This window comes from Pseudomonas sp. S3_G06 (assembly GCF_054667565.1).
Genome location: NZ_CP162738.1, coordinates 3337961 through 3354687, shown reverse-complemented (window position 1 = coordinate 3354687; position 16727 = coordinate 3337961). Strand labels below are relative to the sequence as shown.

Below are 16727 nucleotides of genomic sequence, written 5' to 3'. Positions count from 1 at the left end.
TAGCATGAAACAGCATCGGTTGGCGGCGGCGGTAGCCCTGGTTAGCCTGGTACTCGCGGGTTGTGACTCGCAGACCAGCGTAGAGCTGAAAACCCCGGCGCAAAAAGCTTCCTACGGCATCGGCCTGAACATGGGCAAAAGCCTTGCCCAGGAAGGCATGGATGATCTGGACTCCAAAGCGGTAGCTCAGGGCATCGAAGATGCCGTTGGCAAGAAAGAACAGAAGCTGAAAGATGAAGAACTGGTCGAAGCCTTCGCCTCGCTGCAAAAGCGTGCTGAAGAGCGTATGGCCAAGATGAGTGAAGAGTCGGCAGCCGCCGGCAAGAAATTCCTCGAAGAAAACGGCAAGAAGGCCGGTGTCACCACCACCGCTTCGGGCCTGCAGTACGAAGTAGTGAAGAAAGCCGATGGCCCACAGCCTAAGCCGACCGACGTCGTCACTGTTCACTACACCGGCAAGCTGACCAACGGCACCGTGTTCGACAGCTCCGTCGAGCGCGGCAGCCCGATCGATCTGCCAGTCAGTGGCGTGATCCCGGGTTGGGTTGAAGGTCTGCAACTGATGCACGTTGGCGAGAAGTACAAACTGTACATCCCTAGCGATCTGGCTTACGGCGCTCAGTCGCCAAGCCCGGCAATCCCGGCCAACTCGGTTCTGGTTTTCGACCTGGAACTGCTGGCCATCAAGGATCCAGCCAAAGAAGACGCCGCTGCCAAGTAACACGCAACGGCATCGCCAACAACGCCTCGCTTATGCGGGGCGTTGTTGCATCTGCAGGTCAGGAAAGGTAAACAGAGCGAACTGACGCCGTTCAACACAGTCATAGCTTTGAGGCTGCCCGCGCTAGACGCCCTGAGCTGCCAAGTCAATGAAATATTGGGCTTTTTTATGTGAGTAAAAAACGCCCGATCTGAGCGCAGCCCTTATGAAACGGGGCTCTCAGCGCTGAAATGCAGCTCTGTTCACAAGGTTATCCACAATTTGTGTGGATAACATTTCAACGGGAAGAATAGATGAAAGCTCCGTGGAATTTCGCTCGATTCCTGCCGTTGGCCGGTCGCCTGCTGGCCCGTGGACGCCTGCCGACCCTGTTGTTTGCCGTGGCCAGCAAAGGCGCCGCGCAAGGCAATCGCTTGGGCAAACTCAAGGATGATCTGCGCTTGCTGCAGTCGTTATGCCTGGCCTACTGGCGTGGCGAGTATCGCGCGATCAGTGCCAAGTCGCTGATTTCGGTGGTGGCGGGCCTGATGTATTTCCTCAGCCCGGTCGATGCCATTCCGGATTTCATTCCCATGTTCGGCATGCTCGATGACATCGCTGTCCTCGCCTGGCTGATGAAAACCCTCGATGACGAGCTCAACGCCTTTCGCCTGTGGCGCAAACGCCAGCAGCCCGAAAAGCTGGCGGTGGTTGAACGCCTCCCTGATACCCCTGAACAATTGCAGCTGCAAGGCCCGAAAAAACCCTGACTGACCAAGTCTGCCTACAGATAGATACCACTCGCGACCTTAGCCGCTGTTAGGATTACACTTCTAGGGAAAAGTGCCGACTCGCTAAGTGGTGTTGTCCTACGGGGTAGTCATGGATATTCAGATAATTGCACGCGATGGCGAACCCGAATACGCGGTTCTGCCGTGGGCTCAATATCAGGCTTTACTGAAAGCAGCAGGGATCAACGCAACACCGGCGCCGCAGCCAGCAGCGCCGCTCGCCACCTCGCCGGAGCCGATTCTTCCGGGTCTGGATCAATTACGCAGTTTGCGCGAAGGGAAGGGCATCGCCATCGAGGCGCTGGCCCGCACGGTAGGCATCAGCCCGTCTTACCTGGCCATGATCGAAAGTGGTGAGCGTCAGCCCGACGCCGCGATTCGCCGCAGCCTGGCCTGGGAACTGACGGTGCCGGGTTGGAGGGACGAATCGTGAGCGTACGCATCAGCCGTCAACATTGGGACGGATTGCTGGGGGAACTGGACCAGGCGCGCCGTCAGCGCCATCTTCTGACCTATCGAGCCTTGCTTGAGCGTTTGCAGCTGCCGACGCCGGCGATGCAGACGCTGACGGCTGCGCTGGAGCATCTGGCCGCACTGGACGCCAAAGCCGAGCAGCCGTTGCGCAGTTCGCTGGTCATCAGTCAGGGCGCGAGTCGTTTGCCACGTACCGGGTTCTTTGAATGTGTCGAGCGTCTGGGGCGTTTTTCCGGGCCGTCGGATGGCGTCGCGGCGGCGTCCTGGCATGCGTCGGAAGTGGTGCGGGTCTTCGAATACGAATACCCGGAATCGGCGGAGGCCTGAGTGTTTCTGCGGCTCAAGGCGCGGGCCGGTTACTGGCTGGCCCGCCGGCTGTTTCATTGGTCGTGGTTCGTTCGCCAGCCGCGTGGCTGGCGCTGGCTTGAAGGCCAGTTCGCGCGCATGGCCAACCTCGGCGATGTCGATGCTCAAAGCTTTTATGGGCACATTCTGACTTTTCGCGGCGTCGGGTTGGGCGCGCGTGAAGAAGGCGTGCGTCTGCTGCGTCTGGCGGCGTTGGCCGGCGACGGTAAAGCCGCTTATCAAGTTGGCGTGATCAGCCTCGCCGGTACCCCGAGCAAGGCGCCGGATCCCGTTGAGGCCGCTCGTTGGTGGAGCATGGCCGCCAAGGCCGGGCATCCGTTGGCCGAGCTGAAGCTGCAACAGCTGGAGGCTGGTGATTCAACGCAGTAATTCCATGTATATCTTCTAAGTAAACGCGGCGTGAGGTTTTCCTCACGCCGCGTTTACGTTTCTGCCTGCACGTTTTTCGCTTGATGCTGGATTGCAGATTAGTCCTACATCCTTTGCCTACTCGCCTGACTTCTTTCCTCTTTGATCCCCCGCACAGTTCCCGCGACTAATTTCTTGCGCGAGGGACCGCTCATGCTTCAGCCCGTTTTTCAGTCCACCTTGTTTGCTCGCGTGTGTTGATGGAAGCCATCGCGCGCATCGAGCAGGAACTCGACAGCTTTCCGCAAACGCTCAGCCTCTACCGCAAACAGCTCGATCACTGGCTCAGTCGCAGAGTGGACCAGATCAGCGAGGCAGCAGACCTGCCATCGCTGGTGGGTATGGAGCGGATCATCCGCTTCGGCGATAGCAGTACGTCGGTCAGCAGCAGCGACGACGAATTTTCCTCCAGCGTCGTCCAGTGCCCGCACGGCGGGCTGATGCAAATCGAGAGCAAGTTCGAATCGGTCTACGACATCCCGCTGGGCAACATTTCCGTCGATGTGGTCGACGTGGATAGCGGCAAAACCGCGCCGGTCACCCTTGATCAGCAGGGCAAGGGCGAGTTCAGAGGCGACGAGGGCAAGTTCTACCGCGTTCTGGTCCACAGCGCTGTCACCTCCAGTCAAGTCGACGAGCTGTTCAAATCCTACGACGGTTTGACCGGCGAACTTGAGCGCTGGCTGCGTAGCGAGTGGCAAGGTTTCAAGCCGCAGTGGTCACAGTCGGTGGCGATCGCAGCCAGCAACGGCATGCTCGCCGGCAGTTGGGCGGCCATCGAAGGGGTATGGGACAGCCTCGGTCTGCTCTCGGAAATCCTCCAGGACCCCGGCAAGTTTGCCGAGCGTCTAGGCAGCGGCGCGGCTGAGCTGATCGAGCTGGCACAGACCGCTCCGGATCTCATGGAAAAGCTGCAGTTGCTGGTCAGTGACGAAGCGGCGATGTGCTTGCTGCTACGGTCGGCGAGTCTGTGGCTGGACATGCTGCCGCCCAGCGAGGTTGCCGGCAAGTCTGCTGAAGTGGCGTCGATGATGATCGTGCAACTGATCATCGATGTCTTGATCAGCGTGGTGCTGACGTTTGTCGGAGCGGGGGCGGGGATCGCTTATCTGACGCTGCGTCTGGCTGACCGCGCAACGCAGCTGTTCAACGTCGCCAAGCGTCTGGTCAAGGCGCTGTTCAGCATCGTCAACGCCTTTATTGAATACGTCGACCGCTACAAAGCCGTTGCCGCGCGGGGCATCGCCGCCGGGGTGAAAAAGGGCCGGATGCAATTGCGCTGGGATGCCAAGCGCAACGCCATGTTGAAGAAGGACGAGCCACACGACGACGCGCCCGACCAATCAAAAAACCCCAACGGCGATGCCGCCGATTGCGTGCCCAAAACCTGTACCAATGGCTGTCCGGTGTCGATGGTCACCGGCGAAGAACTGCTGACCCTGACCGACGCGGTGCTCGATGGCGTGCTGCCGTTCGAGTTCACCCGCTTGTACCGCAGCAGCGCGGTCGAGATCGACATCGGCCTGGGGTTCGGCTGGAGCCATACGCTCGCGCATCGGCTGGCCTTCGACGGCGATGGCGTGATCTGGATCGACCACGAAAACCGCCGCACTCGTTTTCCCCTGCCCAACGTCGCGCGCCCGGCGATCCACAACAGCCTGTCGCGGGCGGCGATCTTTCTCGGCGAGGAGCCGGAAGAACTGATTCTGGCGTTGGCCGGCGACAGTGCGCGGTTTTACCACTTTCGCGCCGGCCGGCTGACCGCAATCAGCGATGTCTACGGCAATCGTCTAACCCTGCAACGCGATCGCTCCGACCGCATTCAGCGTCTGGACAACGGCGCCGGGCGCGCGCTGCTGTTGCGCTATGACCGCGCGCAACTGGTGGCGGTCGATTATCAGGTGTTCGTCCAAGGCGAGTGGACCACCGAGCAAAACCTCGCCACCTACAGTTTCGATGCCCGGCAACGCCTGCTGGTCGCGACCAACGCGGTCGGCGACAGCGAGCGCTACGACTACGACGACCACCACGTCATCCTCCAGCGCCAGTTGACCGGCGGCGCGAGCTTCTTCTGGGAGTGGCAGCGCGAGGGCAAAGCCGCCCGCTGCGTGCGGCACTGGGCGTCGTTCTCGCAGATGAACACCCGTTACGTCTGGAACGATGACGACGCCAGCGTGACCGTGCATTACGTCGACGGCACCGAAGAGGTCTACGTCCACGACGAGCGCGCGCGGCTGGTGCGCCAGGTTGCGGCCGATGGTGGCGAGCAGCTCAAGGCCTATGACCAGCAGGGGCGCTTGATCGCCGAGCAGGATGCGTTGGGCGCGGTCACCGAATATCGCTACGACGAAGTCGGACGGCTGATCGCGCTGATTCCGCCGGACGATGCACCAACGTCCTACGAGTACCGCAACGGTTTTCTCTACAAGCGTTGCCGTGGTGATGCGGTGTGGATCTACCGGCGCAACGCTGAAGGCGCCGTCACCGAAGCGGTCGATCCCGACGGCCAGGTCACCCATTACTACTACAACCTGCGCGGGCAGTTGCTGTCGCTGCGTTATCCGGACAGCAGCCGCCACCGCTGGGTGTGGAACGAGCTCGGCCAGCTCATCGAAGAAACTCTGCCCGATGGCGGCGTGCGGCGCTTTTCCTACGACGCGCTGGGACGGCGGATTACCACTCAGGACGAATTTGGTGTTGTCAGTCGTCAGCAGTGGGACGCGGCCGGCCGACTGATCCTGACGACTTCTCCTACGGGCAGCACGCGCGCCTACAGCTATGGCGCCTACGGCCAGATCACCGCCGAACGCGATGAACTCGGGCGCATCACCCGCTATGAATATGACGATGATCTGCACCTGGTCTCGCGGCGGATCAATCCTGACGGCACCCGCGTGCAGTATCGCTATGACCATGCGCGGCTGTTGCTCACCGAGATCGAAAACGAGTCCGGAGAAAAGTACCGACTGGATTACACGCCGACCGGATTGATCCGACAGGAAACCGGGTTTGATGGGCGGCGTACGGCTTACGTCTACGACCTCAACGGGCACCTGCTGGAGAAGACCGAGTTTGGGGATTTCGGCCCCAGTCTGGTCACCCACTATGAGCGCGACAAGGCCGGGCGTTTGCTGGTCAAGACCCTGCCCGATGGCGCCAAGATCCGCTACGACTACGACCGCCTCGGCCGCTTGGTTGCCGTTGATGACGGCCAGAACCATCCGCTGGCCTTCGAGTACGACCGTCAGGATCGGCTGATCACCGAGCATCAGGGCTGGGGCACCTTGCGCTACGCCTATGACGCCTGTGGTCAGCTCAAACGCCTGCGCCTGCCGGACAACAGCAAGCTGGACTATCACTATGCCAAGGGCGGTGCGCTGAGCGCCATCGACCTCAACGGCACGCCGCTCACGCGCCACGTCTACCACTGCGGTCGCGAACAGCAACGCCAGCAAGGTCTGCTGCTCAGCGAATATTCCTACGACGATCAGGGCCGTTTGCTTGCCCACGCTGTAGGCCATCGCCACGCCTCGCTGTACCGCCGCGATTATGCCTACAGCGCCAACGGCAATCTGGAGCACATCGCCGACAGCCGCCACGGCCAGCGCACTTACGGCTACGACGCCCTCGACCGGTTGATCCGCGTACGCCACTCGCGCGACGAACTGCCCGAATCCTTCGCCCACGACCCGGCCGGCAACCTGCTGATGCAGGACCGGCCGGGCCCTGCGCAGATCAAAGGCAATCGCCTGCTGATGCAGGGCGACCGCCATTACGACTACGACGCCTTCGGCAACCTGATCCGCGAACGCCGAGGCCACGGCCAGACCCTGGTCACCGAATACCGCTACGACTGCCAGCACCGCCTGATCGGCCTGACCCGCCCCGACGGCCAGACCGCCACTTATCAATACGACGCCTTCGGCCGCCGTATCCGCAAAACCGTCGACGGCGGCGTCACCGAATTCTTCTGGCAAGGCGAACACCTCGTCGCCGAAAGCAGCGCCACGCAATACCGCAGCTTCCTTTACGAACCCGGCACCTTCCGCCCACTCGCGATGCTCGACGGCAAAGGCCCGAAAAAGGCCTGCCCGTTCTACTACCAACTCGACCACCTCGGCACCCCACAGGAACTCACCGACTACAGCGGCGAAATCGTCTGGTCCGCGCAATACGACGCCTACGGCAAAGTCGCCGCCGTCACCTTGGCCGGCGAAGACTACCTGGATCAACCGCTGCGCTTTCAGGGGCAGTATTTCGACGTTGAGAGTGGCCTGCATTACAACCGCCATCGGTATTACGACCCGAGATTGGGAAGGTATCTCACGCCGGACCCGGTGAAGCTCGCGGGCGGGTTGAATCAGTACCAGTACGTGCCGAATCCGACGGGGTGGGTGGATCCGTTGGGGTTGACGTCGAACTGCCCGCCGCCGAAAACTAATAGGCCCGAGAGGTGCCAAGCACCGACTCTAGCTAACAGGCCGAATGTAAATCAAGGGTTACCGACCGTTCCGGATGTTGGCAAAGATGGACCGCAAAATGAAGCTGAAGCTAAGCGCCGGGTATTAGCTTGGAACAGACAATACAGAATGCACTCAGTAGAAAAACATGGCCCAGAGATCGATGATTCAGCTTTAAAGCAAAGATCAATAGACGGCTCACATCCAACAAAAAAAGGCGTTAGAGGCCCAGTGGGCCCGAGTTCGCAATTCAGTAGTTGGATGATGCAATTTAGAGCGTTGCATTTCGCTTTATCCAGAATGCATAAAAAAATACCTGAGCCGACAGGATATGATGCAGACGGAAACCCTATTGTTAGGATGAAACTGCCAGGAGCGGGTCGTGGGTACAAGCCCAATGAAAGAAATCCAAGTAATCCTCGTTACGTAGAAAGCTTGGATGGGGCGGAAGTAAAATTTGATAAACGAGATGTTAAGCGGCCGTTTACTGGCTTTCCGAGATAGGTGGAATTATGTTGATGCAGCCATTCACAAACTTTCCATATGAGCCAAAACTCTCTCATGTTTTGGGTGGAATATCGATCTACGATCGAGAAGAAACGCTTGGTGAGGCGTTGTGGATTTACAATCCTAATAGTTATGAAGACCAAAAAAAAATAATTAATGACTTCATTATTCCCGATTTTGATTATTTAACCTATCGCCATAGGTTTGTGATTTTCAAACTTCTTGAAAGCCATTTGCATGATGCTGATTTTGATTTTTCTAAAGAATTTGAGAGCGACTATGAAGATCCCAGAACACTGGCATGGGATGAGACGGAAATAATGGATGCTCGTGGTTTTTTTGAACATGTATTCGAGATCGCGAGTGAGTCGTGGAAGGATGATCTGGTTCGGGCGAGCCTTGAGGATCAGAGTCAATGGTGACGTTGAGTTGTCTCGTCGTTTCGTAAATTTGAACAGATTAACATTGCTCCACTAACTGCAGTTGTTGATCGCCCAAGGCGAAACTATCAATCAGGTGCACACTAAACCCCACAACCCCCTTCGCATGATGCTTAGCCTGCGAAGCCATCTCCGCAAGCTGGCTGGCATCAAGCGCTGCACAAGCCTCAGGTCGCAAATGCACCACCCCGATCGATAACGACAACAACGCAAATTCCTGCCGCACACCCTGGCGATTCGGCGCAATAAAACATCCTGCCTCAAGGTGTTCAGGCCGATAGAAGCGGCGGCATTGGCTTTGGAAGTCGTCGAGCAATTGGTTGAGGCGTTTGCGCCAGTCTTCGGGGCCGAGGACGAGGAGGAAGTCGTCGCCGCCGATGTGGCCGACGAAGTCGCGGGTGGGGTCGATGCGTTCGTTGAGGCATTGGGCCAGGCAGAGCAGGACTTCGTCGCCACGGCCGTAGCCGTAGATGTCGTTGAAGGGTTTGAAGCTGTCGATGTCGACGTAGCAGATGATCGACTCGCGGGCCTGTTGCAGCAGGCGGGTGAGACATTGCTGGATCGGTACGTTGCCCGGTAGCAGGGTGAGGGGATTGGCGTAGCGCGCCTGTTGAATTTTCAGTTCGGTGATCAGTTTCAGCACGTCGATCACCCGGCCGAGGCCGAGGTAACTGCCGTTGAGGGTGATGATGAAATCTTCTTCGATGCGCTGGCGGGCGCGGCTGGTGATCAGGCGGCTGACTTGTTGCAGCGACTGGCTGATTTCCACGGCGAGGAAATCATCGTTCATCAGGCGGCTGATCGGTTTGCGCGCGAACAGATCGGTGGCGAACGGTTTGAGCAATGCGTCGGACAGGGAATGGCGGTGAACGATGCCGCAGGGCTGGCCTTGTTCGTCGAGCACAGCGAGTGAATTGAGATTGGCCTGGCGGCGGAAGGCTTCCAGTACCGTCGCGGTGGGCGTATCGCGTTGCACGGCGGGCTGGTCGTTGAGCAGGGCGCTGAGGTCGCTGCCTTCGTCGTTCAGCGCGACGGCGCTGCTGTCGTGCTTGGGCATCAAGGCGCGAGCGTCGCGGGACGGATGTTCCTGAGGGCGGCCGAGCAGGTAGCCCTGCACCAGGTCGACGCCCATTTCAGTCAGCACCGCGAGTTCTTCCGGCAACTCGATCCCCTCGGCAATCACTTGCGCGCGGGACGCTTTGGCGATTTGCAGAATCGAGCCGACAAACTCTCTTTTCAACGCATCCTGATGAATGCCATCAATGAAGTGCCGGTCGATCTTCACGTAATCCGGACGCAATTCCGACCACAGGCGCAGGCTCGAATACCCTGCACCCAAGTCGTCCAGCGCAATGGAAAAACCCATCGCCCGATAGTGATGCAGAGCGGTTTGCAGCAACTGAAAGTCATCGATCGGGGTCTGCTCGGTGAGCTCGATGACCACCTGGCTCGGCGCAATGCCCAAGTCCTGCAGCAGTTGCAACGTTCGTCCGGGTTGGTGCGCGGCTTCGAGCAAGGATTCTGGAGACACGTTAAGGAACAGCTTGCCCGGCAGTTGCTGCTCATTGAACCGGCGGCAGGCGCTTTGTCGGCAGGCGATTTCCAGTTCACTCAATCGTCCAGCCTGCCGCGCGACGGCGAACAGGGCAATCGGCGAGTGAAGAGGGCTGTTGGACGGGCCACGGGTCAGGGCTTCGTAACCGAGAATGCGGCGTTCGGAAAGACAGATGATCGGCTGGAACAAGCTGTGTAAACCGCTTTGAGTCAGGATCGAGCTCAAGGCGCTCAGCTGTTCGGTCGTGGTCATGGCAGTCTCTGACGATAAAAAAAGGACCGGGAGCGCTTGCTCCCGGTCCTTTATTGCACGACAGAATGATGACTGTTTGATGACGATCCGGGGATCGTCAGCACTAAATTGCCATCACTTACTTCTTGGCCACCTGATTGCTCAGTTTCAGGTAATCCAGCAGCACGCGCCCGGTTTCGCTCAGGTAGGCATCGTCTTCCGGTTTGACCTTGTCCGGCTCGGCAGCGGCCAGTGCGTCTTCGTCTTCTTTCTTCAGCTCTTTGAGCGGTTCTTCGCCTTTGGCCTTGCGACGGATGTTCTCCATCGCCAGTTGCTTGGCGTCGATGTCGGCGTGCTGGGCACGACGATCGGCTTCGTTGAGGCTGACGGTTTTTTCTTCCATCAGTTTCTGCGCCAGGGCCAGCTTGTCGCGGATGAACACGAACTCGGCATCCTTGTTGGTGCGCGCGTCATGTTCGGACTTCAGCTGGGCGAGGAACGGCTTGAACGGATCGGCCGCTGGTTTGATCGCCGCGCGGATGGTGTCCCACGGCATGGCTTCCGGCAGGGCGCTTTCGCCGATTTCCTTGGTGTCGATCAGCGACGGGTAGTCGATGTCCGGCAGCACGCCCTGATGCTGGGTGCTCTGCCCGGAGACACGATAAAACTTGGCCAGGGTCAGTTTCAGTTCGCCATGGTTCAGCGGCTGAATGGTCTGCACGGTGCCTTTGCCGAAGGTCTGACCACCGATGATCAGCGCGCGGTGATAGTCCTGCATGGCGCCGGCGAAGATTTCCGAGGCCGAGGCGGACAGGCGGTTGACCAGCAGCGCCATCGGGCCTTTGTAGAACGCGCCCGGGTTTTCGTCCTCGAGGACGTCGACACGGCCATCGGCATTACGCACCAGCACGGTCGGACCTTTGTCGATGAACAGGCTGGTCAGTTCGGTGGCTTCCTGGAGGGAGCCGCCGCCGTTGTTGCGCAGGTCGATGACCACGCCGTCGACTTTGTCCTTTTGCAGCTCGGTCAGCAGCTTCTTGACGTCGCGGGTGGTGCTCTTGTAATCCGGGTCACCGGCACGGAATGCCTTGAAGTCGAGGTAGAAGGCCGGGATCTCGATCACGCCAAGTTTGTAGTCCTTGCCGTCCTGTTTCAGGCTGAGAATCGACTTCTTCACGGCCTGGTCTTCGAGCTTCACCGCTTCACGGGTGATCGGCACGATCTTGGTGGTCTGGTCGTTCGGCGCATTGCTCGCCGGGATCACTTCCAGACGCACCACGGTTCCTTTCGGACCGCGAATCAGTTTGACCACTTCGTCCAGACGCCAGCCGACCACGTCGACCATTTCCTTGTTGCCCTGGGCGACGCCGATGATCTTGTCGGCCGGGGCGACTTGCTTGGTCTTGTCAGCCGGGCCTGCCGGCACCAGACGCACGACTTTCACTTGATCGTTGTCGCTCTGCAACACGGCACCGATGCCCTCGAGGGACAGGCTCATGTTGATGTCGAAGTTTTCCGCGTTATCCGGCGACAGATAGTTGGTGTGCGGGTCGTAGGACATGGCGAAGGTGTTGATGTACGCCTGGAAGATGTCCTCGGCACGGGTCTGGTCCAGACGCGCCAACTGATTCTTGTAGCGCTTGGTCAGGGTTTCCTGGATCTGCTTCGGGTCTTTGCCGGCGATCTTCTGGCGCAGCACTTCGTCCTTGACGCGTTTGCGCCACAGGTCGTCGAGTTCTGCGGTGGACTTGAGCCAAGGCGCGTCCTTGCGATCGATCAGCAAGGTCTCCTTGGTGTTGAAGTCCATCTTGTCGACGCCTTTGTTCAGCTCGGCAAGGGCGAAGTCCAGACGCGCCTTGACGCGGTCCAGGTAGCACTTGTAGATGGTGAACCCGGCGTTGAGGTCGCCGCTTTTGAGGAAGTCGTCGAACTGCGTCTTCCACTTGTCGAATTCGGCGATATCGCTGGCCATGAAATAGCTGCGCGACGGGTCGAGCAGCTTGATGTAGCTGTCGTAGATGATCACCGAGCGCGCATCGTCGAGCGGCGGCTTGCTGTAGTGGTGACGCTTGAGCAACTCGACGACGTTCAGGCTGGCGATGACTTCATCGCGATCAGGCTGCAACTTGTCCCAGCTGTTGGCTGCGAATGTGGTGCCCGACACCGGCAACAGACCGATACCGATGAAAAGAGCGAGGGCGGTGCTGGGGAGCAGATGCTTCATGCTGATTCGACGCGGGGACAATTGATAACGCATATTAGGCCGTCTTTGAAGTCGCCGGTTCTTTGAGAGCCGGTCGCATAATGCAAAAAGCCCGGCGCTACAGCTTCGGGCTCAGTCCAGACTCACTATGGAGGCAGTGTGAAGGCATTGCAAGGCGTTGAAGGTCAAGTGGCATGGGTTGAAGAGCCGAGTCCTACCTGCGATGTAGGACAAGTCCGCATCCGGGTGGCGGCAGCCGGCCTCAATCGCGCCGATTTATTACAGAAAGCAGGACTTTATCCGCCGCCCCCCGGTGCCAGCCACGTGCTCGGTCTTGAGTGCTCCGGGGTAATCAGCGAAGTCGGTGCGGGCTCGTCCTGGCAGGTCGGCGACCGGGTCTGCGCCTTGCTGGCCGGGGGCGGCATGGCCGAAGAGGTAGTCGTCGACGGACGGCACGTGCTGCCGGTGCCCGAAGGTGTTTCGCTGATCGAGGCGGCGGCATTGCCCGAGGTGTACGCCACCGTTTGGCTGAATGTGTTTCAACTTGCAGCGTTGAAGCCCGGTGAGAAAATTCTCCTGCACGCCGGCGCAAGTGGAATCGGTTCAGCCGCCATTCAGCTGTGCAAAGCCTTCGGTAACCCGTGCTGGGTCAGCGTCGGTTCCGCCGAGCGCCTGGCTTACTGCGAAGCGCTGGGTGCGCAGGGCGGCGTGGTGCGCACCGATGATCTGGAGAGCCTGCGCGACTTCGGGCCGTTCGATGTGATTCTCGATCCGGTGGGCGGCAATTATTCAGCATTGAACCTCAAGCTGATGGCGCTGGACGGGCGTTGGGTGCTGATCGGTTTGATGGGTGGGCGCGAGGCGAAACTGGATCTGGCGCAGGTGTTGGCCAAGCGTGTGCAACTGCTCGGTTCGACGTTGCGCAGCCGTGACGATCAGTTCAAGGCCGATCTGCTCAGTGATCTGGGCCAGCATGTCTGGCCGCTGTTTGCCGAGGGCCGCTTGCGTCCGCAATTGGCCAAAGCGTTTGCGGTGAAGGATGCCGAAGCAGCGTTTGCCGAACTGGCGAGCAATACGGTGGCGGGCAAGTTGGTGTTGGTGATCGATGAGGGCTTGAGCTGACAGCAAGGTCAAAAGATCGCAGCCTTCGGCAGCTCCTACAGAGGCACGCATTCCAAAAGTAGGAGCTGCCGAAGGCTGCGATCTTTTGCTTTTATTTCCAGAGGTGGATCGGCCAGCGGGCCTTTTCTGCGTGCTCAAGCAGCACCGGATCCGGATTGACCACGTGCGGGAAGTCCACCTTAAGCAACAACGGCAGATCGTTACGCGAATCGGAATAAAAACTCGCGCCTTCGAGGTTTTCTTCTTCGGCATCCAGCCATTCCAGCAAGCGGGTGATCTTGCCTTCGCGGTAAGTCAGGGTGCCGACGGTGTTGCCGCTGTACACGCCATGGGCGACTTCCAGTTCGATGGCCAATATCTCGTCGATGCCCAGACGATCGGCGATCGGGCGAACCAAGTGCGCACCGGATGCCGAGATCACCAGAATCCGGTCACCGGCCTTGCGGTGGGCGGCGATGGTTTTGGTCGCGTCGCTGAAGATGATCGGCTCGATGAAGTCTTCAACCCACGGCCCGACCAGGTGTTCGATTTCTTCCGGCGTACGCCCGATCAATGGTTCGAGACTGAAAGCCATATAGTCTTCCATCGCCAGATGTCCGCGGCCGTAGGCATCCATCAGTTCCTTGTCGCGCTGCATGAACGACTCGCCATCGACCCAGCCGAGGCGGACCATCTGCTCACTCCATAGCGAGGAGCAGTCGCCGTGGATCAACGTTTCGTCCAGATCAAAAATTGCCAAAGCCATCGGGTTCTCTCCGAGAACAGCTGCAAGCTACGAGCTAATAGCTGCAAGAATTAAAATCAGGTGCACCGCAGTCTACAACTTGAAGCTTGTAGCTCGAAGCTTGCAGCTGCTTTTAAGCTACTTCGCACAGGGCCGTCGGATCGATGGAAAGTGCCAGGCGCTGTCCGTCGGGATGCAGATCGGCGGCGGAGCGGTTGAGTACGTCGACCACCAGTTCCACCCCGCGCGCTTCGACGCGATAGCGAATGACGTTGCCGAGCAGGCTGTGACTGCGGATCTGCGCATCGAGTTCGCCGTCGAGGCTCAGTTCGATGGCTTCCGGGCGGATGGCGATGCGGTGGTTGACCGGCCGTTGCAACAGCTTCGAGGCGGCATCTGCGTCGAGCAGGTTGTAGTTGCCGATGAAGCCGGCGGCAAATACATCGACCGGCGCGGTGTAGAGGGTTTCGGCGTCGCCGCTCTGGACGATCTTTCCCTGATTCATCAGGAAAATCCGGTCCGACATGGTCAGCGCTTCTTCCTGATCGTGGGTGACGAAGATCGTGGTCAGGCCGAGTTCGCGCTGGATCTGACGGATCTGTTCGCGCAGGTGTTTGCGAATCCGTGCGTCGAGCGCCGACAGCGGCTCATCCAACAGCAACAAGCGCGGGCGGGTCACCAGCGAACGGGCGAGGGCGACGCGCTGGCACTGACCACCGGACAGTTGATGCGGATAGCGGCTGGCGAAGTCGTGCAGTTCAACCAGTTTCAACACTTCTGCCACGCGCTTGTGGCTGTCATCGGCGTTGACCTTTTGCATGCGCAGGCCGAAGGCGACGTTCTGTTCAACGGTCATATTTGGAAATAGCGCATAGCTTTGAAAGACCATACCGATGCCACGTTTCTGTGGGCTCAACGGCACGATGTCGACGCCATCGAGGAAAATCTTGCCGCCATCCACCGGGGTCAACCCGGCGATGCAACGCAGCAAAGTCGACTTGCCGCAGCCGGACGGGCCGAGCAGGGTGACGAACTCGCCTTTGTTGATTTCGCAATCGATGTCGCTGAACACCGTGGTGCCGGCGTAACTTTTCTGCAGGTGTTGGACGCTGACGTAGCTCATTCGCTTTTGTCCTTGTTCAAGATGTTGGCGATCCAGGTCAGGACCAGCACGAAAAAGAAATACGAAATGACCAGCGCACTGGTGAAGTGGCCGCTGCTGTTACGCATGTTGTTCAGGTACACCTGCAGGGTTTCGTAGCGCGTGCCGACGAGGATGTTGGCGAACACGAATTCACCGAAGAGGAACGAGAACGACAGTAGCAGCGCCACCATCAGGCCTTTGCGCAGATTCGGCAGCACCACCAGAAACGCCGCCTGAAAGGTGCTGGCGCCGAGCAGTTGCGCGGCGTCCATCAGGTCGCGCAGGTTGATCGCTTGCAGGTTGTTGGTGATCGCGCGGTACATGAATGGCAGCGCCACGGTGAAGTAGCAGCCGATCAGAATCCAGGGTGTGCCGACCATCGCCATCGGCCCGGAACCGTAGAGCTGCAACAGCCCCACCGAGGACACCACCGGCGGTACCGCGAAGGGCAGCAGGATGAGGATGTTCATCAGCGCATCGAGTTTCGGAAAGTAGTAATGCACGACGAACAGCAACGGCAGGATCAGCACCACCGATAACACCAGCGCGCCGACGCAGACGATCAGCGACTGACCGAATGCATGCAGAAAGCGCGGATCGCTCCACAGCTGGATGTACCACTTGAAGGTGAAACCGCTGGGCAGAATCGTTGCCGACCAACTGCTGGCGATCGAATAGACCAGCGTGCCCAGCAGCGGCAACAGCAGAATGGCGAACAGCAGATAAACCACGACGCGGTGGTAGAGGCCGGCCGGGCCGGATTCAGCGCGAGACATGGTAGCTCCTCTTCAACAGCAGTTGATGCACGACGGTGACGATGGTCATCAGCGCCACGAGCACCACAGCCAGGGCGCTGGCCAGGTTCGGGTCAAGGGAAATGTCGCCGGAGACCATCGCCGCAATACGGATCGGCAGAACGTTGAAGTTGCCGGTGGTCAGCGCATAAACCGTGGCGTAGGCGCCGAGGGCGTTGGCCAGCAGGATCACGAACGTGCCGAGCAACGCCGGTGTCAATACCGGCAGGCCAATGTGCCGCCAGAACTGCCAGCCGTTGGCGCCGAGCAGTGCGGCGGACTCGCGCCAGTCTTCACGCAGAGCGTCGAAAGCCGGGTAGAGCAGCAACACGCCGAGCGGGATCTGGAAGTAGGTGTAGAGGATGATCAGGCCGGTTTTTGAATACAGGTTGAAGTCCTGAATGATCCCCGACTGCTTGAGCATGATGGTGATGCTGCCGTTGAAACCGAGCAGGATGATGAAGGCGAACGCCAGCGGCACGCCGGCGAAATTGCTGGTCATGTTGGCGAAGGCATTCACGAAGTTGCGCAGCTTCGAATCGACGCGGCGTAGTGAATACGCACCCAGCACGGCGATGATGATGCCGAATACGCTCGACCAGAAACTGATCTCCAGGCTGTACTGGATCGCCTGCCGATAGAACTTCGAACCGAAGATCTTGCTGAAGTTGGCCAGGCCCCAGCCGGACTCTTCCGATTGCAGGCTGTTGATCATCACCCACACCAGCGGGGCGATCTCGAAAACGATAAAGAACAGCGTGAACGGCACCAGACACAGCGCCGCGAGCCATTTGCCGCGAGTCATGGA

The 16727-nt window shown here is 59.2% G+C and carries 14 protein-coding genes; 8 read left to right on the top strand and 6 right to left on the bottom strand.

Annotated features, from left to right (window positions below):
• The first annotated feature begins 4 nt into the window (after positions 1–4).
• From AB4N47_RS14925 to AB4N47_RS14895, 7 genes are all read left to right on the top strand, one after another.
• On the top strand, positions 5–721 hold the full coding sequence (locus tag AB4N47_RS14925) for an FKBP-type peptidyl-prolyl cis-trans isomerase (RefSeq protein ID WP_016773732.1): 717 nt from the start codon (positions 5–7) through the stop codon (positions 719–721).
• Positions 722–1014: 293 nt separating this feature from the next.
• The gene (locus AB4N47_RS14920) at positions 1015–1470 is read left to right on the top strand and encodes a YkvA family protein (RefSeq protein ID WP_016773733.1); all 456 of its coding nucleotides are present in this window, start codon (positions 1015–1017) and stop codon (positions 1468–1470) included.
• Between the two features lie 112 nt (positions 1471–1582).
• Positions 1583–1924 carry a helix-turn-helix domain-containing protein gene (locus tag AB4N47_RS14915; protein WP_016773735.1) on the top strand — a complete coding sequence of 114 codons (342 nt, stop codon included), beginning with the start codon at positions 1583–1585 and terminating at the stop codon, positions 1922–1924.
• Positions 1921–2292 (top strand): hypothetical protein, encoded by a 372-nt coding sequence (locus AB4N47_RS14910; RefSeq protein ID WP_003223109.1) that lies wholly within the window; start codon positions 1921–1923, stop codon positions 2290–2292. Before AB4N47_RS14915 ends, AB4N47_RS14910 begins: the two co-directional genes overlap by 4 nt.
• Complete coding sequence (locus AB4N47_RS14905) at positions 2293–2700, top strand: SEL1-like repeat protein (protein ID WP_341638831.1); 408 nt, start codon at positions 2293–2295, stop codon at positions 2698–2700.
• A 239-nt stretch (positions 2701–2939) separates the two neighbouring features.
• Positions 2940–7703, top strand: a complete 4764-nt coding sequence (locus tag AB4N47_RS14900) for an RHS repeat-associated core domain-containing protein (RefSeq protein WP_460154265.1) — start codon at positions 2940–2942, stop codon at positions 7701–7703.
• 14 nt (positions 7704–7717) lie between these two features.
• Positions 7718–8128 carry a hypothetical protein gene (locus tag AB4N47_RS14895; protein ID WP_309475210.1) on the top strand — a complete coding sequence of 137 codons (411 nt, stop codon included), beginning with the start codon at positions 7718–7720 and terminating at the stop codon, positions 8126–8128.
• 37 nt (positions 8129–8165) lie between these two features.
• Here the strand turns inward: AB4N47_RS14895 and AB4N47_RS14890 are convergent, their stop codons facing one another.
• Both AB4N47_RS14890 and AB4N47_RS14885 read right to left on the bottom strand, forming a co-directional pair.
• A complete protein-coding gene (locus AB4N47_RS14890) occupies positions 8166–9953 on the bottom strand; it encodes a bifunctional diguanylate cyclase/phosphodiesterase (protein WP_122699033.1) in 1788 nt (595 codons plus the stop codon).
• 118 nt (positions 9954–10071) lie between these two features.
• Positions 10072–12156, bottom strand: a complete 2085-nt coding sequence (locus AB4N47_RS14885; RefSeq protein WP_341639455.1) for a carboxy terminal-processing peptidase — start codon at positions 12154–12156, stop codon at positions 10072–10074.
• A gap of 138 nt (positions 12157–12294) precedes the next feature.
• On the opposite strand from AB4N47_RS14885, the gene AB4N47_RS14880 reads away from it, so the two are divergent.
• Positions 12295–13257, top strand: coding sequence for a zinc-binding dehydrogenase (locus AB4N47_RS14880; protein ID WP_341639456.1), 963 nt, complete (start codon positions 12295–12297; stop codon positions 13255–13257).
• A gap of 91 nt (positions 13258–13348) precedes the next feature.
• On the opposite strand, the gene AB4N47_RS14875 is transcribed toward AB4N47_RS14880, so the two are convergent.
• From AB4N47_RS14875 to AB4N47_RS14860, 4 genes are all read right to left on the bottom strand, one after another.
• Complete coding sequence (locus tag AB4N47_RS14875) at positions 13349–14002, bottom strand: HAD family hydrolase (RefSeq protein WP_460154264.1); 654 nt, start codon at positions 14000–14002, stop codon at positions 13349–13351.
• A 112-nt stretch (positions 14003–14114) separates the two neighbouring features.
• Positions 14115–15104 (bottom strand): ABC transporter ATP-binding protein, encoded by a 990-nt coding sequence (locus tag AB4N47_RS14870; protein WP_341639458.1) that lies wholly within the window; start codon positions 15102–15104, stop codon positions 14115–14117.
• Complete coding sequence (locus tag AB4N47_RS14865) at positions 15101–15901, bottom strand: ABC transporter permease (protein WP_016773742.1); 801 nt, start codon at positions 15899–15901, stop codon at positions 15101–15103. Before AB4N47_RS14865 ends, AB4N47_RS14870 begins: the two co-directional genes overlap by 4 nt.
• Complete coding sequence (locus tag AB4N47_RS14860; protein ID WP_165368419.1) at positions 15888–16724, bottom strand: ABC transporter permease; 837 nt, start codon at positions 16722–16724, stop codon at positions 15888–15890. The genes AB4N47_RS14865 and AB4N47_RS14860 overlap by 14 nt, the downstream gene beginning before the upstream one ends.
• Between the last annotated feature and the right edge of the window lie 3 nt (positions 16725–16727).